General features: G+C 72.5%; 24 protein-coding genes. 18 read left to right on the top strand and 6 right to left on the bottom strand.

The annotated features are described in order from the left end of the window. Nucleotides 1–4: 4 nt before the first annotated feature. The 3 genes from kdpC (at nt 5) to OXR63_RS03625 (ending at nt 3,888) form a co-directional block, all read left to right on the top strand. Nucleotides 5–607 (top strand): potassium-transporting ATPase subunit KdpC, encoded by a 603-nt coding sequence (gene kdpC, locus OXR63_RS03635; protein WP_267420139.1) that lies wholly within the window; start codon nt 5–7, stop codon nt 605–607. A 114-nt stretch (nt 608–721) separates the two neighbouring features. Continuing rightward, on the top strand, nt 722–3,214 hold the full coding sequence (locus OXR63_RS03630) for an ATP-binding protein (protein WP_267420138.1): 2,493 nt from the start codon (nt 722–724) through the stop codon (nt 3,212–3,214). Further along, a complete protein-coding gene (locus OXR63_RS03625; protein WP_267420137.1) occupies nt 3,211–3,888 on the top strand; it encodes a response regulator in 678 nt (225 codons plus the stop codon). The genes OXR63_RS03630 and OXR63_RS03625 overlap by 4 nt, the downstream gene beginning before the upstream one ends. 16 nt (nt 3,889–3,904) lie before the next feature. Here OXR63_RS03625 and OXR63_RS18310 read toward each other — a convergent pair whose 3' ends face one another. After that, complete coding sequence (locus OXR63_RS18310; RefSeq protein ID WP_267420135.1) at nt 3,905–4,756, bottom strand: LuxR C-terminal-related transcriptional regulator; 852 nt, start codon at nt 4,754–4,756, stop codon at nt 3,905–3,907. 113 nt (nt 4,757–4,869) lie between these two features. On the opposite strand from OXR63_RS18310, the gene hxlB reads away from it, so the two are divergent. From hxlB to OXR63_RS03600, 4 genes are all read left to right on the top strand, one after another. Then, nucleotides 4,870–5,442: a 6-phospho-3-hexuloisomerase gene (hxlB, locus tag OXR63_RS03615; RefSeq protein WP_267420133.1), complete on the top strand. Its 573-nt coding sequence runs from the start codon at nt 4,870–4,872 to the stop codon at nt 5,440–5,442. A gap of 19 nt (nt 5,443–5,461) precedes the next feature. Next, nucleotides 5,462–6,088 carry a 3-hexulose-6-phosphate synthase gene (hxlA, locus tag OXR63_RS03610; protein WP_071276907.1) on the top strand — a complete coding sequence of 209 codons (627 nt, stop codon included), beginning with the start codon at nt 5,462–5,464 and terminating at the stop codon, nt 6,086–6,088. Between the two features lie 172 nt (nt 6,089–6,260). Then, a complete protein-coding gene (locus OXR63_RS03605) occupies nt 6,261–7,220 on the top strand; it encodes a bifunctional GNAT family N-acetyltransferase/class I SAM-dependent methyltransferase (protein ID WP_267420130.1) in 960 nt (319 codons plus the stop codon). Then, nucleotides 7,217–7,960: an alpha/beta hydrolase gene (locus OXR63_RS03600; RefSeq protein WP_267420129.1), complete on the top strand. Its 744-nt coding sequence runs from the start codon at nt 7,217–7,219 to the stop codon at nt 7,958–7,960. The genes OXR63_RS03605 and OXR63_RS03600 overlap by 4 nt, the downstream gene beginning before the upstream one ends. Here the strand turns inward: OXR63_RS03600 and OXR63_RS03595 are convergent. After that, nucleotides 7,917–9,263, bottom strand: coding sequence for an APC family permease (locus OXR63_RS03595; RefSeq protein ID WP_267420127.1), 1,347 nt, complete (start codon nt 9,261–9,263; stop codon nt 7,917–7,919). The two genes, OXR63_RS03600 and OXR63_RS03595, sit on opposite strands and share 44 nt — an antisense overlap. Nucleotides 9,264–9,446: 183 nt before the next feature. Here OXR63_RS03595 and OXR63_RS03590 point away from each other — a divergent pair, with 183 nt between their 5' ends. The 3 genes from OXR63_RS03590 to OXR63_RS03580 all read left to right on the top strand — a co-directional run bounded on the left by OXR63_RS03590 (nt 9,447) and on the right by OXR63_RS03580 (nt 13,786). After that, nucleotides 9,447–10,214, top strand: a complete 768-nt coding sequence (locus tag OXR63_RS03590) for an HAD family hydrolase (protein WP_267420125.1) — start codon at nt 9,447–9,449, stop codon at nt 10,212–10,214. Nucleotides 10,215–10,279: 65 nt separating this feature from the next. Then, nucleotides 10,280–12,796 (top strand): glycoside hydrolase family 65 protein, encoded by a 2,517-nt coding sequence (locus tag OXR63_RS03585; protein ID WP_267420124.1) that lies wholly within the window; start codon nt 10,280–10,282, stop codon nt 12,794–12,796. Nucleotides 12,797–13,018: 222 nt separating this feature from the next. Beyond that, nucleotides 13,019–13,786, top strand: coding sequence for an SDR family NAD(P)-dependent oxidoreductase (locus OXR63_RS03580; protein WP_267420123.1), 768 nt, complete (start codon nt 13,019–13,021; stop codon nt 13,784–13,786). A gap of 1 nt (nt 13,787) precedes the next feature. Here the strand turns inward: OXR63_RS03580 and OXR63_RS03575 are convergent, their stop codons facing one another. After that, nucleotides 13,788–14,303: a DUF1697 domain-containing protein gene (locus tag OXR63_RS03575; protein ID WP_267420122.1), complete on the bottom strand. Its 516-nt coding sequence runs from the start codon at nt 14,301–14,303 to the stop codon at nt 13,788–13,790. A 91-nt stretch (nt 14,304–14,394) separates the two neighbouring features. Here OXR63_RS03575 and OXR63_RS03570 point away from each other — a divergent pair, with 91 nt between their 5' ends. Together OXR63_RS03570 and OXR63_RS03565 are read left to right on the top strand one after the other, a co-directional pair. Next, nucleotides 14,395–14,970, top strand: coding sequence for a winged helix-turn-helix domain-containing protein (locus OXR63_RS03570; RefSeq protein WP_267420121.1), 576 nt, complete (start codon nt 14,395–14,397; stop codon nt 14,968–14,970). Continuing rightward, nucleotides 14,967–16,304: an MFS transporter gene (locus OXR63_RS03565; RefSeq protein ID WP_267420119.1), complete on the top strand. Its 1,338-nt coding sequence runs from the start codon at nt 14,967–14,969 to the stop codon at nt 16,302–16,304. The genes OXR63_RS03570 and OXR63_RS03565 overlap by 4 nt, the downstream gene beginning before the upstream one ends. Nucleotides 16,305–16,329: 25 nt before the next feature. On the opposite strand, the gene OXR63_RS03560 is transcribed toward OXR63_RS03565, so the two are convergent. Next, the gene (locus tag OXR63_RS03560) at nt 16,330–16,593 is read right to left on the bottom strand and encodes a hypothetical protein (protein ID WP_267420118.1); all 264 of its coding nucleotides are present in this window, start codon (nt 16,591–16,593) and stop codon (nt 16,330–16,332) included. A gap of 112 nt (nt 16,594–16,705) precedes the next feature. Here OXR63_RS03560 and OXR63_RS03555 point away from each other — a divergent pair, with 112 nt between their 5' ends. Then, nucleotides 16,706–17,158, top strand: a complete 453-nt coding sequence (locus tag OXR63_RS03555) for a hypothetical protein (protein ID WP_267420116.1) — start codon at nt 16,706–16,708, stop codon at nt 17,156–17,158. 150 nt (nt 17,159–17,308) lie between these two features. On the opposite strand, the gene OXR63_RS03550 is transcribed toward OXR63_RS03555, so the two are convergent. Next, complete coding sequence (locus tag OXR63_RS03550) at nt 17,309–18,778, bottom strand: NCS2 family permease (protein WP_267420114.1); 1,470 nt, start codon at nt 18,776–18,778, stop codon at nt 17,309–17,311. A 55-nt stretch (nt 18,779–18,833) separates the two neighbouring features. On the opposite strand from OXR63_RS03550, the gene folE reads away from it, so the two are divergent. The 5 genes from folE to OXR63_RS03525 all read left to right on the top strand — a co-directional run bounded on the left by folE (nt 18,834) and on the right by OXR63_RS03525 (nt 22,625). After that, nucleotides 18,834–19,520, top strand: coding sequence for a GTP cyclohydrolase I (gene folE / locus OXR63_RS03545; RefSeq protein ID WP_308202134.1), 687 nt, complete (start codon nt 18,834–18,836; stop codon nt 19,518–19,520). Further along, nucleotides 19,517–20,452, top strand: a complete 936-nt coding sequence (folP, locus tag OXR63_RS03540) for a dihydropteroate synthase (RefSeq protein WP_267420112.1) — start codon at nt 19,517–19,519, stop codon at nt 20,450–20,452. Before folE ends, folP begins: the two co-directional genes overlap by 4 nt. Continuing rightward, nucleotides 20,449–21,243 (top strand): pyrimidine reductase family protein, encoded by a 795-nt coding sequence (locus OXR63_RS03535; protein WP_267420110.1) that lies wholly within the window; start codon nt 20,449–20,451, stop codon nt 21,241–21,243. Before folP ends, OXR63_RS03535 begins: the two co-directional genes overlap by 4 nt. Nucleotides 21,244–21,291: 48 nt before the next feature. Then, nucleotides 21,292–21,945: an HAD-IA family hydrolase gene (locus OXR63_RS03530; RefSeq protein WP_267420108.1), complete on the top strand. Its 654-nt coding sequence runs from the start codon at nt 21,292–21,294 to the stop codon at nt 21,943–21,945. A 119-nt stretch (nt 21,946–22,064) separates the two neighbouring features. Continuing rightward, complete coding sequence (locus OXR63_RS03525) at nt 22,065–22,625, top strand: type 1 glutamine amidotransferase domain-containing protein (protein ID WP_267420106.1); 561 nt, start codon at nt 22,065–22,067, stop codon at nt 22,623–22,625. Here the strand turns inward: OXR63_RS03525 and OXR63_RS03520 are convergent. Beyond that, nucleotides 22,622–23,191 carry an MOSC domain-containing protein gene (locus OXR63_RS03520; protein ID WP_267420105.1) on the bottom strand — a complete coding sequence of 190 codons (570 nt, stop codon included), beginning with the start codon at nt 23,189–23,191 and terminating at the stop codon, nt 22,622–22,624. The genes OXR63_RS03525 and OXR63_RS03520 overlap by 4 nt on opposite strands. Nucleotides 23,192–23,218 lie beyond the last annotated feature (27 nt).

Raw genomic sequence — 23,218 nt, 5'->3', positions numbered from 1 at the left:
AACCATGGCATCACCACGTAGTTCCGTCCGTTCACTCGGTGTGGCCGTCCGCCTCACCGTCCTCGCCACCGTCGTGCTCGGCGTCGCCTACCCCCTCGCGGTGTTCGGCGTCGGGCAGGTGGCCTTCCACGACCAGGCCAACGGCTCGATGGTCACCGACGCGTCGGGGAAGGTCGTCGGCTCCTCCCTCATCGGGCAGGCGGTCAGCGGCAAGGACGCCGACCGCTGGTTCCAGACCCGCCCGTCGGCCGCCGGCGAGAAGGGGTACGACGCCGGTGCCTCGTCCGGGTCGAACCTCGGGCCGAGCAACCCCGACCTGACCAAGGCCATCGACGAGCGTCGTACGGCGGTCGCGAAGGCCGACGGGGTCCCCGCCGCCGAGGTGCCCGCGGACGCGGTGACGGCGTCGGGCTCCGGCCTCGACCCGGACGTCAGCCCCGAGTACGCCCGCGAGCAGGTCGCCCGGGTGGCCGAGGCCCGGGGCCTGTCGGAGTCGCGGGTCCGTGCCCTGGTCGCCGCGCACACCGAGGGCCGCCAGCTCGGCGTCCTCGGTGGCCCCGCGGTCAACGTCCTCCAGCTCAACCTGGCCCTGGCGGCGCTGTCCTGACCCGGCCTGCCCGCACCACACCGGGATCCGGACACCGCACCGAGCGATTGCGCGGTGCGGTGTCCAGAACCTGGTTCCGCACGACGCAGCACCACGACGCGAGAGGATGAGCACGTGAAGCGAGGGAAGCTGCGGGTCCTGCTCGGTGCCGCACCCGGCGTCGGCAAGACCTTCACGATGCTCGAGGAAGGGCGTCGCCTGCGTGCCGAGGGCCGGGACGTGGTCGTCGCCGTCGTCGAGACCCACGGCCGCGCCGCCACCGCCGCGCTCGTCGACGGGCTCGAGGTCGTGCCCCGCCGCACCGAACAGCACCGCGGCGTCGAGCTCGACGACCTGGACCTCGCGGCCGTCGTCGCACGCCGGCCCGACGTCGCCCTGGTCGACGAGCTCGCCCACACGAACGCCCCCGGCGGCCCGCACGAGAAGCGCTGGCAGGACGTCGAGGCCCTGCTCGCCGCCGGCATCGACGTCATCTCGACGGTGAACATCCAGCACATGCAGTCCCTCGGCGACGTCGTGCGCGAGATCACCGGCACCGTCCAGCGGGAGACCGTCCCGGACGCCGTGGTCCGCGCCGCCGACCAGATCGAGGTCGTCGACCTGTCGCCGCAGGCCCTCCGCGAGCGGCTCTCCGACGGGCTGGTCTACCCGGCCGCCCGGATCGACGCCGCGCTGTCGAACTACTTCCGCCTGGGCAACCTCACCGCCCTGCGCGAGATCGCCCTGCTCTGGCTGGCCGACGAGGTCGACGACGCGCTCAAGCGCTACCGCGCCGAACACGGCATCGACCACCGGTGGGAGGCCCGGGAGCGCGTCCTCGTCGCCCTCACCGGCGGGCCCGAGGGCGAGACCCTCCTGCGCCGCGGGGCCCGGATCGCGGCGCGGTCCGCGGGCGGGGAGCTCGCGGCCGTGCACGTCACGACGAACGACGGGCTGCGGGAACGCCACCCCGGTGCGCTCGGCAAACAGCGGGCGCTGCTCGAACAGCTCGGCGGGACGTACCACCAGGTGGTCGGTGACGACGTGCCCTCGACGCTGGTGCGGTTCGCCCGGTCGATCGACGCGACGCAGATCGTCATCGGGGTCAGCCGCCGGAGTCGCGCGACCGCCGCCGTCACCGGCCCGGGCATCGGCAACACGGTGATCCAGGAGTCCGGCGACATCGACGTGCACGTGGTCACGCACGAGCGGGCCGGCGGCGGGATCGCCCTGCCGAAGCTCGGCGGCAGCCTGTCCCGGGGCCGCGTGGTCGCCGCGTTCGTGCTCGCCCTCGTCGCGGGGCCGCTGCTCACCTGGGCGCTCAGCCTCACCCACGACCCGGACTCGATCACGGTCGACGTCCTGGCGTACCAGCTGCTCGTCCTCGTCGTGGCGCTGGTCGGCGGGATGCTGCCGGCGGTGTTCGCGGCCGTGCTCTCGGGGCTCAGTCTCGACTTCTTCTTCGTCCAGCCGCTGCACCAGGTCACCGTGCAGCAGCCGTGGCACCTCGTCGCCCTGGTGATGTACGTCATCAGCGCCGTGCTCGTCAGCTTCGTGGTGGACCGGTCCGCACGCCGCTCCCGCACGGCTCGTCGGGCTGCGGCGGAGTCCGGGCTCCTCGTCGGGATCGCCGGCAGCGTCCTGCGCGGCGACGACGCCCTGCAGGCACTCGTCGACCGCACCCGCGAGGCCTTCGGCTTCACCGGGCTGCGTGTCCGCCAGGGCGAGGTCGTGCCGGCGACGTCCGGGACGTTCGAGGAGACGCCGGACGCCACCACGAGCCTCCCGTCCGGTGCGGTCCTGGAGTTCGCCGGCGCACCCGACGACCCGACCCAGCGCCGACTGCTGCGGGTCGTGGAGCAGCAGATCGACGCCGCCCTGGAGCACCGGGCACTCACCCGCACCGCGGTGGACGCCGAGCGGATCGCGGCGGCGGACCGGGTGCGGAGCGCCATCCTCGCGGCCGTCGGCCACGACGTCCGCCGGCCGATCGCGGCCGCCTCGGCCGCCGTGCAGACCCTCCGTGCCAGCGACATCCGGCTGTCCGAGACCGACCGGGAGGCCCTGCTCGCGACCGCCGACGAGAGCCTCGGTCAGCTCGCGGTGCTGTTGGGCGACCTGCTCGACGTCTCGCGGGTGCAGGCGGGGGTGCTCGCGGTCACGCCCGTGCCGCTGCCGCTCGAGACCGTGGTCGCGCCGGCCCTCGACGAGCTGGAGCTCGGGCCTGACGACGTCGACCTCGACCTGCCGGCCGACCTGCCGCAGGTGCTCGCCGACCCGGTGCTGCTGCAGCGCGTCATCGTGAACCTGCTGGCGAACGCCGTCCGCTACAGCCCCGACGGCACGAGCGTCCGGGTGGCGGCGAGTGCGTTCGGCGGCGGGGTCGAGCTCCGCGTCACGGACCACGGGCCGGGCATCCCCGAGGTGCAGCGGAACGACGTGTTCCAGCCCTTCCAGCGGCTCGGCGACACCGACAACGACACCGGGCTGGGGCTCGGGCTGGCACTCGCGCGGGGCTTCACCGAGGGGATGGGCGGCACCATCGAGGTCGACGACACCCCCGGCGGCGGACTGACCATGGTGGTGCGGCTGCCCATCGCCGGACACCTGGGAGTGGAAGCCCGATGAAAGTCTTGATCGCGGACGACGACCCGCAGCTCGTCCGGGCCCTCGGCGTGACGCTGACCGCCCGCGGGTACGACGTCGTCACCGCCCGGGACGGCCGCGCCGCCATCGACGCGGTGATCACCGAGCGCCCGGACATCGTGATGCTCGACCTCGGCATGCCGCGGCTCGACGGGATCGGCGTCCTGCAGGGCATCCGGGCGTGGTCGCAGGTGCCCGTGCTGGTGCTGTCCGGGCGGACGGACTCGGCGGACAAGGTCGACGCCCTCGACGCCGGCGCGGACGACTACGTGACGAAGCCGTTCCAGATGGACGAGCTGCTCGCACGGCTCCGGGCGCTCGGTCGGCGGCGGGTCGTCGCGACCGAGGAGACCCCGTCCATCGCGATCGGCCCGCTGCTCGTGGACCTCGTCGCGAAGCAGGTGACGTCGACCGAGGGGCCCGCGATCCGGCTCACCCCGACCGAGTGGCGGCTGCTCGAGGTCCTGGTCACGAACCCCGACCGGCTGATGACGCGCGAGATGCTCCTGACCGAGGTCTGGGGTCCGACGCACGGCAACGACTCCGGCTACCTGCGGCTCTACATGGCGCAGCTGCGGCGGAAGCTCGAGCCGGACCCCGCGCACCCCCGGTACCTGGTCACCGAGTCGGGGATGGGCTACCGCTTCACGCCCTGAGACAGCAAGGCGTCCGTCACGAGCGGGCCCCGGCTGCGGCGGCGAGTTCGGCGCGGGTCCGGGCCCCGTGCTTCCGGAGCAGGTTCGCCACGTGGTACTTCACCGTGTTGACGGTGATGCCGAGCCCGTCGGCGATCTCCCGGTTGCCGACGCCGGTGACCACGAGGCGCAGCACGTCGCGCTCCCGCGGGGTGAGGTCGGCGTCGTCGGCCACGTCGACCTGTCCGGCCGGCGGGTCCAGGGGGAGCGAGATGTCGAGGACGGAGCCCCACGCGGGTGTCGAGTCGACCCGGAGCCGTCCGTCGAGGGCCGCGACCCGCTCGGCGATCGGCCGCATGGCGTCGTCGTGGGTGTCGAGCGTGCCGGCACCGTCGTCGCGGAGCTGCATGAGCAGGTTCCGGCCGTCGCAGTCCCACTGGATGCGGACCCGCTGCGCCCGACCCTCGTCGGCGAGCGCGAGGACCGCCGTCCGCACGATCGCCCTGGCGGCGTGCGCGACGTCACCGGGCAGGGCCCGACCGGTGGCCGGCGGCTCGACGAACTGCACGTCGAGGTCGCCGAAGCGCACGAGCGGGCGGAGGTCGGCGCGGAGTCGGGAGAACGCCCCGGTCACCGGTTCGAGCAGGGCCCCGCGCTGCAGGTCCGTCGCGGTGCGCAGCTCGACGAGGGCGGCCGAGGCGATCTCGACGGCCTCGGCCCGCGCCGCTGCGTCGCCGACCCGCGACGACCGGAGCACCGCGAGCACCGACTCCAGCGTGAGGGCGTGCCGGTCGGCCTGCTCGGCGACGGTCCTGGCGTGCTCCGCGGCGGCGAGGCGTCCGCCGGGGTCGACCCGGGCCTCCCGGGCGGTGTCTGCTGTGTCGTCCACGCACCGAACCTACGCGGGTCTCCCATCCGTGTGGGTGGGGCCACCCGATCGGGTGGGACCCCCGCCGTGTCGGGTAGCGGTCCGTCCAGGGGCGGAGGGCCAGTGTGGGTTGCATGGCACAACCGACCGTTCCCGACGCGCTCGACCTGGTCGTCCGCGAGCTCGACGACCTCGCCTCGGCACTCCGGTCGGCCGACCCCGCGCCCTTCGCGCAGGCAGTCGAGCTGGTCGAGGGCGCCGACCGGGTCTTCGTGCACGGTGCCGGACGCTCCGGACTCGCGCTCCGGATGACGGCGATGCGGCTGATGCACCTCGGACTCGACGTCCACGTGGTCGGCGAGGTCACGACCCCGGCGATCCGTCCGGGCGACGTGCTGCTCGTCGCGAGCGGCTCCGGCACGACCTCCGGGATCGTCGCAGCGGGGCAGAAGGCGGTCGAGGTCGGGGCATCGGTCATCGCCGTCTCCACCACCGCCGAATCGCCCCTCGCCGAGCTGGCCGCGGTCACGCTCGTGCTCCCCGCCGCCACGAAGACCGACCGCTCCGGCACCGCGTCCGCGCAGTACGCCGGCAGCCTGTTCGAACAGGGCGTCGCGCTGCTCGGCGACGCATTCTTCCACACCCTGTGGGCCAGGGGCGGGCAGTCCGCCGACGACCTCTGGCCCCGTCACGCCAACCTCGAATGAACCACTGAAAGGCACACTCATGCAGCTCCAGTTCGCCATGGACACCCTGACCACCGAGAAGGCCCTCGAGCTCGCCGCCGCGGCAGCCCCGCACGTCGACATCATCGAGCTCGGCACGCCGCTGATCAAGGCCGCCGGCCTCTCCGCCGTCACCGCGATCAAGGAAGCCCACCCGGACAAGATCGTCTTCGCCGACCTCAAGACGATGGACGCCGGCGAGCTCGAGGCCGACATCGCCTTCTCCGCCGGGGCCGACCTGGTCACCGTGCTCGGCGTCGCCGGGGACAGCACCATCGCCGGTGCCGTCAAGGCCGCCAAGGCCCACGGCAAGGGCATCGTCGTCGACCTGATCGGCGTCTCCGACAAGGCCGCCCGTGCCCGCGAGGTCACCGAGATGGGCGCCGAGTTCGTCGAGATGCACGCCGGTCTCGACGAGCAGGCCGAAGAGGGCTTCACCTTCTCGAAGCTCCTCGACGCCGGCAAGGAGTCCGGTGTGCCGTTCTCGGTCGCCGGTGGCGTGAACGCCTCCTCCGTCGCCTCGGTGCAGGAAGCCGGCGCACGCGTGGCCGTCGCCGGCAGCGCGATCTACAGCGCGTCGGACGTCGGCGCCGCCGCCGCGGAGATCCGCGCGGCCATCACGGCCTGACCCACACCACCACGACCGGCCCGACGGGCCTCGGCAGCACGCCGGGGACGTCGGGCCGTCGTCATGTCGGCGCGCGGCTGGGAGCGGCGTGCGGACGGGAGGCTCGCCCTCCTCCGCAGCGTCGCCGTCGGCCCGACTGCCGGTCCGGGTCGGGGAGCGCTAGCGTCATGGCGTGACGACCACGCTGCGGGCCCTGACCGCCGACGACTGGCAGCTCTGGCGGCCGGTCCGGCTGGCGGCGCTCGCGGACGCCCCCGACGCGTTCGGGTCGAGGCTCGCCGACTGGTCGGACGCACCGGAGGACCGCTGGCGCACCCGGCTGTCGATCCCGGGAGCGATCGACCTGGTCGCGTACGACGACGACCACGCCGTCGGCATGGCGAGCGGGGTCCCCGGGGAGGGTGACCACGCCGAGCTGATCTCGATGTGGGTCGACACCGCCGCGCGTGGCCGCGGTGTCGCGGACGCCCTCATCGAGGCCGTCGCGCGCTGGGCCGTCGAGACCGGGGCCGCCGTGCTCGAGCTCGCGGTGATGCCCGACAACGCCCGCGCCCGACGGACGTACGCACGCCTCGGCTTCACCGACTCGACGGTGCCCGGTGACGCCCTGCCCGACGGACGACACGAGGTCGTGATGCTCCGGGCGCTGGCGGGTCTGCCGGAGGCACCACGCGCCTCCAGGCTGGTCGACGTGCTGGCCGGGCTGGTGCGCCCGGGTGCCCACGTGCTCGAACTCGGCTCGGGGGCCGGGCGGGACGCTCTCGCCCTCGAAGCCGCCGGGTTCCGTGTCGAGCGCACCGACGGGGCCAGGAGCTTCGTCGACGAGCTTCGGGCCGACGGCCACGGCGCGCGGGTGCTCGACGTCCGGACCGGGGTCTTCGGCGGGCCGATCGACGCCGTGTTCGCGACCGGGCTGCTCCGCCACGTGCGCCGGGCGGAGCTCCGCGGGGTGCTCCGCCGTGCCCTCGTGGCCGTCCGTCCCGGCGGGGTGCTCGCCGTGACGGTGCAGCGGACCGACGACGCCCTCGCGGCCGACGTCGCCGCTGCCGGCTGGGACGACGTGGTCGTCCGGGCCTCGTCGGACGACGCCGCGTTCACCGTCACCGCACGCCGGACCGAGGAGCCACGATGAGCCGAGCACGCCGATGGACCACCTGGACCGTGGCGGTGGTGCTCGTCCTGGTCGTGGTCTTCCTCGTCTGGGCGAACATCGTCATGCAGGGCACCCGCGCCGCCGCGCTGCAGGTCTGGCGCGACGACCGCGTCGCCGTGCGCGACGCCGGCGACGCCGTGGTGATGACGCCCACCGGCAGTGCGAACGGTGTCGGCGTGGTGTTCATCCCCGGCGCGAAGGTCGATGCGTACGCCTACATGGCGTCGTTCCGGCAGGTCGCCGCCGCCGGCACGACCGTCGTCATCACGAAGCCGACGCTCAACCTGGCCTTCTTCGACCCGCGGCCGCTCACCACGTTCGAGGCCCACGTGCCGTCCGTCCACACCTGGGCCGTCGGCGGCCACTCCCTCGGCGGCGTCCGGGCGTGCCAGCTCGCCGACAGCCCCGACGTCGCCGGCCTGCTGCTGTTCGGCAGCTACTGCGCGAACGACCTGTCCGGGTCGGACCTGGGCGTCCTGAGCGTCTCCGGGTCCCGCGACGGGCTCTCCACGCCCGCCAAGGTCGACGCCGCCCGGGGCCGACTGCCGGCGAGTGCGACGATGACGGAGCTGCAGGGCGTGAACCACGCGGACTTCGGGGCGTACGGCGCCCAGCCGGGCGACCGCACCGCGACGATCCCGCGCGCCCAGGCCCGTGCCGAGATCGCCGCCGCCGTCACGCGGTGGGTCGACGGTCTCCGCGCGTCCGGCCTCCACTGACCCGCGCCACGAGGTAGAGCACGACGCCGACCGCGAGCAGCATCGCCGCGTACAGCCACACCTGCCCGCTCTGCTGGGTGAGCAGCAGGATGCACGACAGCACGCCGAGCACCGGGACGAACGTCCACACGCGGAAGTGGTCGTGCTCCACGCGGTCGCGGCGCAGGACGAGCACGGCGACGTTGGTGCTGATGAAGACGAAGAGCAGCAGCAGCACGACGGTCTCGGCGAGGGTGCCGACGTCACCGACGAGGGTCAGCAGCATCGCGACCACGGTCGTCGCGACGATGGCCGTCCACGGCGTTTTCCGGTTGGGCAGGACCTTGCCGAGCACCGTCGGCAGCAGGCGCTGCTCGGCCATGCCGTACGTCACGCGGCTCGCCATGATCATCGTCAGGAGCGCGCCGTTCGCGACGGCGACCAGGGCGATCAGGCTGAACACCCAGTCCGGGACCGGCACACCCGTGGCCGCGACGACCTGGAGCAGCGGGCCGGACGACTTCTGCAGCTCGGAGGAGGGCAGGGCGATCGCACTCGCCAGACCGACGAGCACGTAGACGACGCCGGCGGTGGCCAGGGCGCCGAACAGGGCCCGCGGGTAGACCTTCCGCGGCTCACGGACCTCCTCCGCGACGTTGGCGGAGGTCTCGAAGCCGACGAACGAGTAGTAGGCGACGATCGCGGCGCTCAGCGTGGCGAGCGCCGGGTTCGCCTCGGACGGGAACGCCCCGATGCGCGAGACGTCACCGCCCCCGCCGCCCATCATGACGGCGACCGCGACGATGACGATCACCAGGCCGGACACCTCGATGATCGTCATCACGACGTTGCTCTTGAGCGAGTCCGAGATCCCGCGGGCGTTCAGGCACGCGACCAGCGCCAGGAACACGATGGCGGTCGGCACCGGCGGCAGGTCGACGAACGTGCCGAGGTAGTCGCCGGCGAAGGCGAGCGACAGGCCCGCAGCACTCGTGACGCCGGCGGCGAGCATGCAGAACCCGACCAGGAACGAGATGATCGGCACCTTGTAGGCGCGCTCGGCGAAGATCGCGGCGCCACCGGCCTTCGGGTACTTCGTCACGAGCTCCGCGTACGAACCCGCCGTCAGGAGCGCGAGCAGCAGTGCCAGCAGGAGCGGCGCCCAGAGTGCCCCGCCGACGTCCTTCGAGAGCGTGCCCATCAGCGCGTAGATGCCGGCGCCGAGGACGTCACCGAGGATGAACAGGTAGAGCAGCGGCCCGGTGATCGCCTGGCGGAGCTTGGAGTCCTGCCGGTCGACGGCGTGGTCGGTGGTGTCGGTCATCGTGTCCCCTTCGTCACGATGAGCGAACCGGTTGTCCGCTGCGCGCCCTCACAGTGACGAGCACGTTCTCCACCGTCGGTGAACTCTCTCCACAGGGGCGGTGCCGCGTGCGGCGTGGCACCTGGAGCGGTCCTAGACTCGGGCGCACCACTCGTTCGACACGACTCCCTGGAAGGTGCGTCCATGACGTCGTCAGACCGGTCCGCCCCTGTGCGCCTCGCCGATGCGCGGGCACTCCTGTTCGACCTCGACGGCGTCCTCACGCCCACCGCGGACGTGCACATGCGCGCCTGGAGCCGCCTGTTCACGCCGTACCTCGCCGCGCACGGCGTCGCGCCGTACACGGAGCAGGACTACTTCGCGTACATCGACGGCAAGCCGCGCTACGACGGCGTCCGGTCGCTCCTCGACGCCCGCGGCATCGAGCTGCCGCAGGGCACCCCGGACGACGACCCCGACCAGGACACCGTCTGCGGGCTCGGCAACCGGAAGAACGCCGAGTTCACCGCGGAGTTGGCCGAGCACGGCGTCGAGCCGTACCCGGGATCGCTCCGCTTCCTCGTCGCCGCGATCGACGCCGGCCTCTCCGTCGCCGTGGTGTCGAGCTCCGCGAACGCCAAGTCGGTGCTCCGGACCGCTGGCATCCTCGAGCGCTTCCCCGTCGTCATCGACGGCATGGTCGCGCGGGAAGACGGCCTCGCCGGCAAGCCCGCCCCCGACACCTACCTCGACGCCGCCAGCCGCTTCGGCCTGACCGCCGCCGAGTGCGTCGTGGTCGAGGACGCCACGAGCGGTGTGGCCGCCGGTCGGAACGGCTCGTTCGGGCTGGTCGTCGGCGTCGACCGCGGCGCGGGTGCCGACGCCCTGCGACAGAACGGCGCGGACGTCGTCGTGACGGACCTCGCCGACCTCATCGCCGAGCTGCCCGAGCCGGCCGTCCCGACGACGTAGGCGGACCACCGGCGCGATCTGCGCCTCCAGGCCGTCCCTGACCACCTCCTCTCCCACGGAGCCCCATGAACCCCATCACCTCGGACCCCCTCGACCGCGTCCGGTACCCGGTCGACGAGTGGGCGCTCGTCGAGACCGAGTACACCCCGGACGAGCAGGGCGTCGCGGAGACGAACTTCGCGGTCGGCAACGGCTACCTCGGGCTGCGCGGCAACCTCGACGAAGGCCGCGGCGGCGTGCAGTACGGCACGTACATCAACGGCTTCCACGAGACCTGGCCGATCCGGCACGCGGAGGACGCCTTCGGGTTCGCCAAGACGGGCCAGACCATCATCAACGCGCCCGACGCCAAGGTGATCCGGCTGTACGTGGACGACGAGCCCCTCGTCCTGGCCGAGGCCGACATCCTGCGGCACACGCGCCGACTCGACTTCCGCGGGGGGTTCCTGCTGCGGGAGACCGAGTGGTCGACGCCCTCCGGCAAGCGCGTCCTGATCCGGTCGCGTCGCCTGGTGTCGTTCACGGACCGGCACCTCGCCGTCGTGGACTACGAGGTCACGATGCTCGACCACGACGCCTCGATCCTGCTCTCCAGCCAGATCCTCAACCGGCAGGACGTCGTGGACGAGTACCACGCCGGCATGCGGGCGGCCGCGTCCGCGTCGGCGTTCGACCCGCGCAAGGCCGAGACCTTCAGCGAGCGCGTGCTCGAACCCCGGCTCAAGCGGAACACGGCGACCCGCTCGCTGCTCGGGTACCAGGCCAAGAGCTCCGGCATGACGATCTGCGTCGGCGTCGAGCACCGCCTCGAGACCGAGAACTCGTGGGACGAGTCCTCCTCGATCGAGGACGACCTCGCCAAGCACGTCTACCGGGTGCAGGCCAAGGCCGGCCAGCCGATCCGCCTGACCAAGAACATCGTCTACCACACCTCCCGCGGGGTGCCGGCGCGCGAACTCGCCGACCGCTGCGACCGCACGCTCGACCGCGCCCACGCCGAGACGGTGGAGGAGACCTTCGCCAAGCAGCGCGTCTGGATGGACGACTACTGGGCGCGCAGTGACGTCGAGATCGCCGGGCAGCCGGAGATCCAGCAGGCCGTCCGTTGGAACCTCTACATGCTGGCGCAGGCGACGGCCCGCACCGACGGCCACGGCATCGCCGCCAAGGGCGTCACCGGTTCCGGCTACGGCGGGCACTACTTCTGGGACATGGAGATCTACGTCCTCCCGTTCCTCAGCTACACGGCGCCGATCGTCGCGCGCAACGCACTGCGGTTCCGATACAACATGCTCGACTCCGCCCGGGCCCGTGCCCGCGAGCTGAACCAGCACGGCGCCCTGTTCCCGTGGCGCACGATCAACGGCGAGGAGTCCAGCGCGTACTACGCCGCCGGCACCGCGCAGTACCACATCGACGCGGACATCGCCCATGCGCTGATGCAGTACGTCCGGGCCTCCGGCGACACCGAGTTCCTGAAGCGCGGGGCGATCGACATCCTCGTCGAGACCGCCCGGCTGTGGGAGGACCTCGGCTTCTGGCGCTCCAACGGCGACCAGAAGTTCCACATCGACGGCGTCACCGGTCCGGACGAGTACACGACCGTCGTCGACGACAACATGTACACGAACGTGATGGCCCGGGCGAACCTGTGGTTCGCGGTCAACGCGTGCCGGCAGCTCAGCGTCGACGACCCGGGCGAGTACGCCCGCATGGTCCGCCGCACCGGTCTCGACGCGTCCGAGATCGTCGACTGGGAGCACGCCGCCGAGTCGATGGAGATCCCCTTCGACCCGCACCGTGGCATCCACCCGCAGGACGCCCAGTTCCTCGACAAGGAACTCTGGGACCTCGAGCGGACCCCCGAGTCCAAGCGTCCGCTGTTGCTCCATTACCACCCGCTCGTGATCTACCGGTTCCAGGTGCTCAAGCAGGCCGACGTCGTGCTGGCGCTGTTCCTGCAGGGCCACGAGTTCACCCCGGCGGAGAAGCGCCGCGACTTCGACTACTACGACGCCCTCACCACGGGTGACTCGACCCTGTCGGCGGTCGTGCAGTCGATCATGGCGGCGGAGGTCGGCTACCACGAGCTCGCCGAGCAGTACTTCCACACCGCGCTCTACGTCGACCTCGCCGACCTGCACGGCAACACCACCGACGGCGTGCACATCGCGTCGACCGGTGGCATCTGGGGCGGGCTCGTCAACGGCTTCGGCGGCATGCGCGACCACGGCGGCAAGATGTCGTTCAACCCGCGGCTGCCCGAGCAGTGGGAGCGCCTGACCTACCGCCTGACGGTGCACGGCTCGCGCGTGCGCGTCGACCTCGAGCAGGAGCACATGACGTTCACGGTCGAGACCGGGTCCGGCTTCACGGCGTGGGTGCACAACCAGCCGTACGACATCGAGGCCGGCGCCCCGACCGTCGTGCCGATCCCGCACCACGGGCCGCGGATGTCCGGGCACGCCCCGACGACGAGCGACATCCAGGGCACGCTCCGCGCGGACGGTTCGGTCATCACGGCGTCGATCCCGACCATCTCCCTGGAGCGCGAACTCGACACGGACGACACCACCGCGTAGCGGTTCCCGGGTCCGGGTCGCGCACCACGGTGCGCGGCTCGGTCCGGCATGGTTGCTCGGTCCGGCGCGGCGTGGGGCTCGGTCCGGCCTGGAGGCGCGGCGCGGCCCCGGCGGTCCGCTCGCCTGGCCGCGTGTCCAGGCCGGTGCGGGCACGGTGTCTGCTGTGCCCATCGGGCCGATGGCGTCTCTCCCGGGCACGGACGTGCAACGAGAGGATCCACCATGGGCAAGCGCTTCGAGGGCAAGGTCGCGATCGTGACGGGGGCCGGCTCCGGCATCGGTGCGGCCACGGCGAGGGCGTTCGTCGACGAGGGGGCCTCGGTCGTCCTCGTGGACAGCGTCGAGGAGAAGGTCCGAGCCGTCGGCGACGACCTGCCGACCGACCGCGTCGTCGTCCTGCGTGCCGACGTCGCTTCGCCGGAGGACTGGGAGACCGTCGTCGCCGCGGCGATCCACCGCTGGGACCGGGTCGACGTCCTCGTGAACAACGCGGGCACCTTCACCTCCGGCGACGTCACCGACATCTCCACGGACGAGTGGCACCGGGTGATCGAGACGGACCTGTCGAGCGTGTTCTACGGCACCCGGGCGGCGCTTCCGTTCCTCCGCGAGACGAAGGGGTCGATCGTGAACACCTCGTCCGTGTCGGGCCAGGGCGCTGACTGGCGCATGAGCCCCTACAACGCGGCGAAGGGCGGGGTGTCGAACTTCACGAAGGCCGCCGCGCTCGACAACGGCCACGCCGGCGTCCGGGTGAACGCGGTCGCGCCGGGCCTGATCTGGACGGACATGACGCAGGAGCAGGCCGAGGACGAGGCCCTCAAGCAGGAGTTCGCCGAGCGCATCGCCCTCGGCCGTGGTGGTCGTGCGGAGGAGGTCGCCGCGGCGGTGCTCTTCCTGGCCAGCGACGAGGCGTCGTTCATCACGGGGGCGATCCTGCCCGTGGACGGCGGCACCATGGCGAGCAACGGGCAGCCCGCGCAGTCCTGACTCAGAGGAGCTTGCGCAGCGTGTTCGTGTTGCGGGTCGTCGTGGTGCGCTTGAACCGTGCGGCGCCGGCCCGCTTCGCGAAGACCGTGTCCGTGCTCGACCCCTTCGGGCACGACCAGTAGACGACACCGTCGCCGCGTGTGACCCGTTCGACCGTGTCGTCGAGCACGAGGTCCGCGAGCAGGTCGTCCAGCGCGGCGTCGTCGGACCCGAAGAGCACGTAGTCGTGCCGGTCGACCGACGACTCGAAGGGGAACGCGCTGACGAGCGCGGCGAGGGCGTCGTGCGGGACGAGCACGATCCAGGCGTCGTAGCCGAAGCGGTCACGGAGCGCCTGCTCGACGTCGGCCTTGAGCTCGGCCTCGCGCATCCCGGACGAGAACACCACGTTGCCCGACGCCAGCACCGTGCGGACGTCGGTGTGTCCGCGCTCCTCGAACAGCGTCCGGAGCTCGGCCGAGCGGATGGTGATGCCGTTCACGTTCACGCCGCGCAGCAGGGCGATCCACCGGGTCATGTCGTGACGGTACCGCGCGCGTGACTCTCACCGTCCTTTCAATTGCACAACGGTGCTTGCGCAACATGTCTTGTGCATCTACGCTGACGGCATGGACGACGACGGACGGATCGACGACCCGGCGCACATGCGGGCCCTCGCGCACCCCACGCGGCTGCGCATCCTCGGGTTGCTGCGCACGGACGGCCCGAAGACCGCCGCGATGCTCGGCGAACTGATCGACGAGGCGCCCGGGACCATCAGCTACCACTGTGGTCGACTCGCGACGGCCGGGCTGATCGAGCCGGCCACCGACCTCGGCGTCGACCGCCGTGAGCGGTGGTGGCGCTCGGTGCACCGGTCCTCGTCGTGGTCGCTGGAGGACGCGCTCGACGACCCCGAGCGCACCCTCGCGGTGAGCGCCCTCGACCGCGCCGTCGCCCGGACGTACGCCGCCAACTACGAGTCCTACGTCGACCACGCGGCGACCTTCGGGCGGGAGTGGGTCGCGGCGGGCAGCAGCTCGGACCGGGTGATGCGGCTGACCGTGCCCGAGCTCACGCAGCTCAGCGCGGACCTGTGGCAGGTGCTCGAGCGGTACCGCGAGATCGGAGCCGAGCACGTCGAGGGTGACGGCTCCGAGCAGGTCGCCGTGCTCGTGCAGGCGTACCGACGGCCTCGCGCATGACGCCGCGCGGGCGGCTGCGGGCACTCCTCGCCGTCCAGGTCGTCTCGCGCATCGGCAACGTCGTCACGACCGTCAGCGTCCCGTTCGCCGTGCTCGCCCGAGGGGGCTCGGCGACCGACGTCGGCATCGCGGCGTTCATGGCGACGGTCCCGATCGTCCTCGGCGGTCCCTTCGGCGGTGCGCTGATCGAACGGGTGGGCTTCGTGCGGTCGAGCATCGGCTCGGACGTGGTCAGCGGGCTGACCCTGCTCGCGATGCCGGTGCTCGCGTGGACCGTCGGGCTGCCGTTCTGGGCACTGCTCGCGCTGGTCTTCGTCAGCGGCCTGTTCGACCTGCCAGGGGAGTCCGCCCGACGGGTGCTGCTGCCGGGGCTCGCGACCGAGGCCGGCGTGCCGCTCGAGCGGGCCGTGGGGCACTTCGAGGCCTCGGCTCGGTTGTCCGTGCTCGTGGGCGCGCCCGTCGGTGGTGTGCTCGTCGCGCTGCTCGGGCCGATGCCAGCGCTCGCCTGCACGGCACTCGCGTTCGGTGGGGCGGCGGTCCTGACCGCGCTGTTCGTGCGGCAGGCGTCGGTCGTCCCGGCGGCCGGGGGCGACGACGGAACCGTCTCGTCCGCCGGGTACTGGCGTGACATCGCCGAGGGCTTCCGGTTCTGCGTCCGCGACCCGTTCTTCCGACTGGTCATCGCGCTCGTCCTCGTCACGAACCTGCTCGATGCGGCACGGTCGACCACACTCCTGCCGCTCTACGCCGACGAGCGTCTCGGCGGGGCGCAGGCGCTGGGCTTCGTGACGGGCACCTTCGGCGGGGCGGCGTTCCTCGGCTCCGTGGCGTTCGGGTACGTCGCCCACCGTGTCCCGCGGCGGGTCACCTTCGTGCTGTGCTTCGTGCTGGCCGGCGGACCGTCGTTGGCCGTGCCGGCGCTCGGCCTCGGGCTGCCGTGGATGCTCGCCGCGTCGGCGGTGTCCGGGGTGGCTGCCGGGTCGCTCAACCCGATCCTCGGGGCGGTCGAGCTCGAGCGGATCCCCGTGCACATGCGGGCCAGGGTGTTCGGGTTGCTCGGGGCGGGTTCGTGGGCGGGCATCCCGCTCGGCGGGCTGCTCGCCGGGTTCGCGGCCGAGGGCATCGGCGTCTCGGCGACCTTCGGCGTGGTGGTGGCGCTCTACACGGTGGTGACCCTCGCGCCGCTCACCGGCGGGGCCTGGCGACTCATGGAGCGACCGGTGCGACCGGTGCGAACGGAGCGCCCGGCGGGACCAGAGCGACCGGAGCGACCGTCGGGGCCGGAGCAGGCGACCAGCGCCGTGCCGTCCACCGAGCCGACGTCGGCTCGGTGAGCTCCGGCCGTGCGCCCAGTCGGCGTCACGACCACGTCCGTGCGACCGCCCACCCGCCGCCGTCCGGGACGATGTCGACCACCAGCGTCTCGCCGTCCTCGGCGGTCACCTGGAAGCGCCACCCCGCGGTCCGTTCGGGCGCGTGGGTGATGGCGGTGGGCAGGTCGGACGGGGTCACGGTGAGGCGCGTCGGAACGTCGGACACCCGCCAGCGGCGTCCCTGCCACACGATGCGCACCGGCATCCCCTGGGCCCACCAGACCGTGGTGGCTGCGTCGATGACGATCATCGGGTCCTCCTCATTCGAACGTGTGTTCGAATGGTAAGCCGCGGTCGGGGGTCCTGCAACCGCCGTCGGATCCCGGGAGCGGTTCCGGGACTGCTCGTGTAGACGGGGTCACATGACGAACGACGGACAGGGACCGGACGCCGCCCACCAGGTGCCAGAGGGGGTGTCCGACGAGACGGTCGAAGCCCTCGGGACGCTCGCCGCGGCACTCGAGGTGCTCGAGCACGCTCGCGGCTACCTCTACGGGTTCCACCGCCTGACGGGCAAGGCGGACCTCGGCTTCGGGGACGCCGTCGAGCAGCTCCGGAATGCCGGGCACACCGAACTCGCGGACCGCATCGACACCGAGCTGATCGGGCGGAACGTCATCGAGGGACGGTGGACGTTCCAGATCGTCGAGGACTACGACGACGGGTACTACGCGCTCGCGAAGGACCTGGAGCGCACGGCGCGGGACGACCTCGCCGGGGGCCGACGCCACCTGCTCGAGGCGGGCATGAAGGAGGACCGGCGCACGCGCGCTCGGCGCCACCACGAGGCGACGCCGGCCGACCTGCCGGAGTAGCCCCGAGCCTCCCGGCCGGCTGCTCGGCGCCGGAGCAGCCCGCGAAACACCGGTGTTCGTGTTCCGCGCCGCGAACATCCGCGGTTCGATCCACGAACACCGGTGTCTTGCGGCTACGGCTCCCGCTCCCGCTCCCGCGGAACGCTCCCGTCAGCCGACGCCGAGCACCGACTCCAGCGGCCCGCGCGCGAAGTACAGCAGGAAGCCCGCGGCGACGACGTAGAGGAGCCAGGAGACCTCGCGGCCGCGGCCGGACAGCGCCTTGATGAGCACCCAGCTGATGAAGCCGACGCCGATGCCGTTCGCGATCGAGTAGGTCAGGGGCATCACGACGATCGTCAGGAACGCCGGCAGTGCGGACCCGAAGTCGGTCCAGTCGATGTCCTTGACCTGCGCGACCATGAGCGCACCGACGACGACGAGCCCGGCGGCGGCGACCTCGAGCGGGACGACCTGGGTCAGCGGCGTGAGGAACATCGACGCCAGGAACAGCAGGCCGGTGACGACGGACGCCATGCCGGTGCGGGCGCCCTCGCCGATGCCAGCGGCGGAGTCGATGAAGACGGTGTTCGACGAGACCGAGGCACCACCACCGGCGATCGCACCGGCACCCTCGACGACGAGCGCCGAGCGGAGCCGGGGGAAGGTGCCGTCGGGCTTCGCGACCCCGGCGGCCTTCGCCAGGCCGGTCATCGTGCCCATCGCGTCGAAGAAGTTCGTGAAGACCAGCGTGAAGACGAGCATCGACGCGGCGAGCGGGCCGATGCGGCTGAAGGCACCGAAGTCGAAGTGCCCGACGAGCGACAGGTCGGGCAGGGCGAACAGCGCGCTCGGCAGGCCGGGGGCGTTGAGGTTCCAGCCGGTCTTGGAGTCGACCGAGGTCGGCACGTGGAAGACCGCCTGCAGGATGATCGCGATGACGGTCGTCGCGATGATGCCGATGAGCAGGGCGCCCTTGACCTTGCGCGCCATGAGCGTGCCGATGATGACCAGGCCGATGAGGAACACGATCGTGGGGAGGGCCCCGACGGAGCCGTCCTCGCCGAGCTGCAGGGGCGGCGACGCCAGTCCCGAGGAGCGCACGAAGCCGGAGTCGACCAGGCCGATGAAGGCGATGAACAGGCCGATGCCGACGGTGATCGCGGCCTTGAGCTGCGCCGGCACCGCCGTGAAGATCATCGTCCGGATGCCCGTCAACGCCAGGATGACGATGATCACGCCGTTGATGACGACGAGCCCCATCGCCTCGGCCCAGGTGACCTGGTGCACGACGCTCACGGCGAGGAACGAGTTGATCCCCAGGCCGGCGGCGATGCCGAACGGCAGGTTCGCGATCATGCCCATCGCGATGGTCATGATGCCGGCGACGAGCCCGGTGGCGGCCGCGACCTGCGCGTTCTCGAGCCAGCCGCCGGTGACGTCCTTCGCGGCCTGGTCGGCGCTGAAGCCCCCGAGGATGAGCGGGTTCAGGATGACGATGTACGCCATCGTGACGAAGGAGACGAGGCCGCCGCGGACCTCCCGGGGGATGGTCGATCCGCGCTTCGTGACGGAGAAGAAGCGGTCGAGGCCGGACGCGACGCGGTTCCGGGGCGGTTCGGTGGTCTTCGTGGCGCTCACTGACGAAGTTTAAAGGAACCTGGCAGCGTCGGGGGACTGGTGTTGGATGGGGTCCGTGAACCACCGCATGGACCGTGCTCGCATCGAGGCCGCCGTGCGCGAGCTCCTCGCCGGCATCGGCGAGGACCCCGACCGCCCCGGGCTCGCCAGGACCCCGCAGCGGGTGGCCGACGCCTACACCGAGTTCTTCGCCGGCCTGGGCCAGGAGGCCGCCGCGATCGCCCGTGACGGCACCGTCCCGGCCGAGGCCGACGAGCGTGGCCAGCTCGTCGTCGTGCGCGACATCCGGTTCCGTTCCGTCTGCGAGCACCACATGCTGCCGTTCCTCGGGGTCGCCCACCTCGCCTACGCCCCGGGCGAGCGCCTGATCGGCCTCGGCACGCTGGCCCGGGTCGTCGACGCACTCGCGTCCCGCCCGCAACTGCAGGAGCGGCTCGGCGAACAGGTCGTCCGGGCCGTGCAGGACGGCCTCGAAGCCCAGGGCGTCCTCGTCGTGCTCGACGCCCAGCACCAGTGCGTGACGACCCGCGGCGAGCGGCAGACCGGCTCCACCACGGTGACGGTCGCGGCGAGCGGCTCCCTGGCCGAGGCGACCGGCCGTGCCGAGGCGATCGCCCTGATCGGCGCCGGGATCGGCGCCGGAGCAGGAGACGGAACCGGAACCGGAGCCGGACCCGGACCCGGACCCGCAACCGCCGGATCGGACACCACCGCCACACCCCACCCCGGGGCGGACGCATGACGCTTGACGGCGCCGCCACGAGCCTCCCGACCGGCTCGGCACCCGGCTGGGTCGTCCCCGACCTGCGCGACCCGGTCCGCACCATCGGCCGCCGCACCTTCGACTTCGACCACCGCATCGCCGTGATGGCGATCGTCAACCGCACCCCCGACTCGTTCCACGACAAGGGCGCCACGTTCGCGCTCGACCGCGCGGTCGAGGCCGCGGTCCTCGCCGCCGAGCAGGGCGCCGACTGGGTCGACATCGGCGGGGTGAAGTTCGCGCCGGGGCCGGAGCTGCCCGCCTCGGACGAGATCGACCGCGTCGTGCCCGTCGTCGAGCAGCTCGCCCAGCAGTCCGACGTCGTCATCAGCGTCGACACCTTCCGGCCTGAGGTCGCTGCCGCCGCGATCGCCGCCGGCGCGAGCGTCGTCAACGACACCACCGGGCTGTCCGACCCGCGGATGGCCGACGTGGTCGCCGACTCCGACGCCACCATCGTCATCACGCACTCCACGGCACCGCCCCGCCAGCAGCTCCCGACCCCGCCCGTCTACGACGACGTGACCGGGTCCGTCGTCGGCTTCCTGCGCGAACGCGTCGACCGGGCCCTCGCCGCGGGCGTCCCCGACGCGCGGATCATCGTCGACCCCGGCCACGACCTCAACAAGAACACCGTGCACACGCTCGAGCTCACCCGGCGGCTGCCCGAGGTCGTCGCGCTCGGCTACCCGGTGCTCGCGGCCGTCTCGAACAAGGACCTCGTCGGCGAGTCCCTCGGCCGTCCCCGCGGCGCACGGTTGTCGGGGTCCCTGGCCGTGGCGACCGTCAGTGCGATGCTCGGCGCCCGCATCGTCCGGATGCACGACGTCGTCGAGTCCGTCGACGCCATGCGCATGGTCGAGGCCACCCTCGGCTGGCGCGCACCTCTGGAATCGAGGCACAACACGTGAACCTGCTGCCCCCGTCCGTCGCGGACCTGTCCGACGACGACCTGGTCGCCCTGTACAGCGCGGCGCCGGCTCCGACTGCGGTCGGGTCGGGTGCCGGACAGGAGGCCCGGGTCGGCTCCGACGCGTCGGCCGCCGGCTGGATCCGGGTCAACTTCGTCAGCACGCTGGACGGCGCCGCGTCGGCCGCCGGCGTCACCGGATCGCTCGGCGGGCCGGACGACCTGCGGGTGTTCGACCTGCTCCGCCGGGTCGCCGACGTCGTGCTCGTCGCCGCCGGCACCGTCCGCGACGAGGGCTACGGGCCGATGCGCCTGCACGACGCCGACGTCACCTGGCGGCGCGAGCACGGCCTGCCGGACCACCCCGTGTTCGCGATCGTCACCGGGTCGCTGTCGCTCGACCCCGCGTCGTCCGTGTTCACCGACGCCCCCGTCCGTCCGCTGGTGCTGACCTCCGACGCGGCCGACCCCGCCGCGCGCGAGGCCCTGTCCGCCGTGGCCGACGTCGTGTCCTGCGGGACGGACTCGGTCGACGTCGGGCTCGTGCGGGAGGCCCTGGTGTCCCGGGGCCTCGCGCGCATCCACTGCGAGGGCGGGCCGTCGTTCCTGGGGTCGCTCGTCGCGGCGGACCTCGTCGACGAGCTGTGCCTGTCGGTGGACCCGTCGCTCGAGGGCGGCGAGGGTCCCCGCATCGTGCGCGGGTCCTCCTCGGAGCTGCGGCGGATGCGGCTGGCGCACGTGCTGCGCGGCGAGGGCGACCTGCTGCTGACGAGGTACGTCCGCTCGCGGTGAGGTGGGCCGCATCCTCGCGCTGTCCCCCTGGCCGGTAGGGTCGGGCACGTGATCGACATCGTGGCGTCCGGGGTCCTCTTCGACATGGACGGGACGCTCGTGGACTCCACCTCGGTCGTTGAAGGAGCGTGGGGCCGCTTCGGCGCTGCGCACGACCTCGCACCGTCGACGATCCTGGCGTTCTCGCACGGGCGCCAGACGATCGACACCGTCGCGCACTTCCTGCCCGACCTCGACCCCGCCGAGCAGCGCCGACTGGCAGACGAGCTCGTCGCCGACGAGGTCGAGAACACCCACGGCATCGTCGAGGTCCCCGGAGCAGCGGCGTTCGTGCAGCGCCTGGTCGACGCCGGCGTCCCCGTGGCACTGGTGACCAGTGCGCCGCGTGACCTCGCGCTCAACCGGATGCGTGCCGCGGGTGTTGCCGTGCCGGACGTGGTCGTCACCTCCGAGGACATCGAGAACGGCAAGCCGCACCCGGACGGGTACCTCCGCGGCGCCGAACTGCTCGGCCTGGCGGCGACGGACTGCCTCGCCTTCGAGGACGCCCCTGCGGGTGTCGAGTCCGCGATCGCCTCCGGAGCGACGACGGTGGTCGTCGGGACGCTCGAGGCCGACGTCACGGTCGGGATCCCGCGCGTCCACGGCTTCGACGGCGTCGAGGTCACGCCCGAGGGCACCGCGTTCCGCATCCGCGGCTGAGGCCCGGCCGCCGCGGGACGCCCGGGTGCGCAGGGAGCGCAGGGCTGAACCGGTGCCCAGCGGACGACGACGACCGTGGACCGCGCAGCCGGAGACCCCGGCTCGTGGAAGGAGCAGTCATGGCAACCCTCGACGGCAAGAAGATCCTCGTCATCGCGACGAACTACGGCGTGGAGCAGGACGAGATCGTCGTCCCGGTCGACCAGCTCCGGGCGCGCGGAGCCTCGGTGACCGTCGCGGCCCAGGAGACCGACACCATCCAGACGCTGGTCGGTGACAAGGACCCGGGCAAGACGGTCGACCCCGACACCACCCTCGCGACCGTCTCGGCGGGCGACTTCGACGCCCTGGTCATCCCCGGCGGCACCATCAACGCCGACAACCTGCGGCTCGACAAGTCCGCCGTGCGCCTGGCCACGAGCTTCACCGAGGCCGGCAAGCCCGTCGCCGCGATCTGCCACGGTCCGTGGACCCTGGTCGAGGCCGGCGTCCTGCAGGGCCGCACGATCACGTCCTACCCGTCGCTGCAGACCGACGTCCGCAACGCCGGCGCCGAGTGGGTCGACCAGGAGGTCCAGGTCGACGACACCAAGGGCACGCTGATCACCTCGCGCACGCCGGACGACCTGCCGGCGTTCGTCGACGCGATCGAGGCGTCGCTCACCGGCGCCTCCGCCTAGCGCGCCGCAGGAACGGGCACGGGGCGGGCCGTGCGGAGCACCGCGGGTCCGAGGCTCAGCACGCCGTCGGACTCGGGGTCGCACCGCACCCCGCCCCGTCCGCGCATCGCCTGGAACGCACCCGGCGCGATCTCGTGATCCATCCAGGCGCAGGGGTTCGCGGGCCGGTACCCCTGGAACAGCGCGGGCCCCTGGCCGGAGTCGAGCGAGAAGGGCTCCCCGCGGAGGGCCTCGACGTCGACGCCGCGCAGGTAGACGTTGCGACGGGTGCGCGTGGGGTCGAGGTCGACATCGAGCGTGCGGCCGACGTCCTCGAGTGCTTCGAGGCCGATCACGGTGACCGAGGCGTGGACGTGCGCCCGCGCGGCGAAGTACCGGTCGCCGACGATCCCCAGCCCGGCGCGGAGTTCGACCCGGTCGCGCAGTTCGTCCTCGTCCGACGGCAGCGCGCCGTCGGCGGGTCGGCCCTCGTAGCGGTGTCGGCGCGCCACCTGGAGGAGCGCGATCTCGACGTGCGTGACGTGCCCCAGCGCGGTGGGGGCGACCGCGTCGGGACCGGGAGCCATGCGGACGACCGTAACCGAGCCTCCCGT

Source organism: Curtobacterium sp. GC_Cur_3 (assembly GCF_026544205.1).
Lineage (GTDB): Bacteria > Actinomycetota > Actinomycetes > Actinomycetales > Microbacteriaceae > Curtobacterium.
The sequence above is the reverse complement of the archived record's forward strand: the minus strand, read 5'-3'. Positions and strand labels throughout refer to the sequence as shown.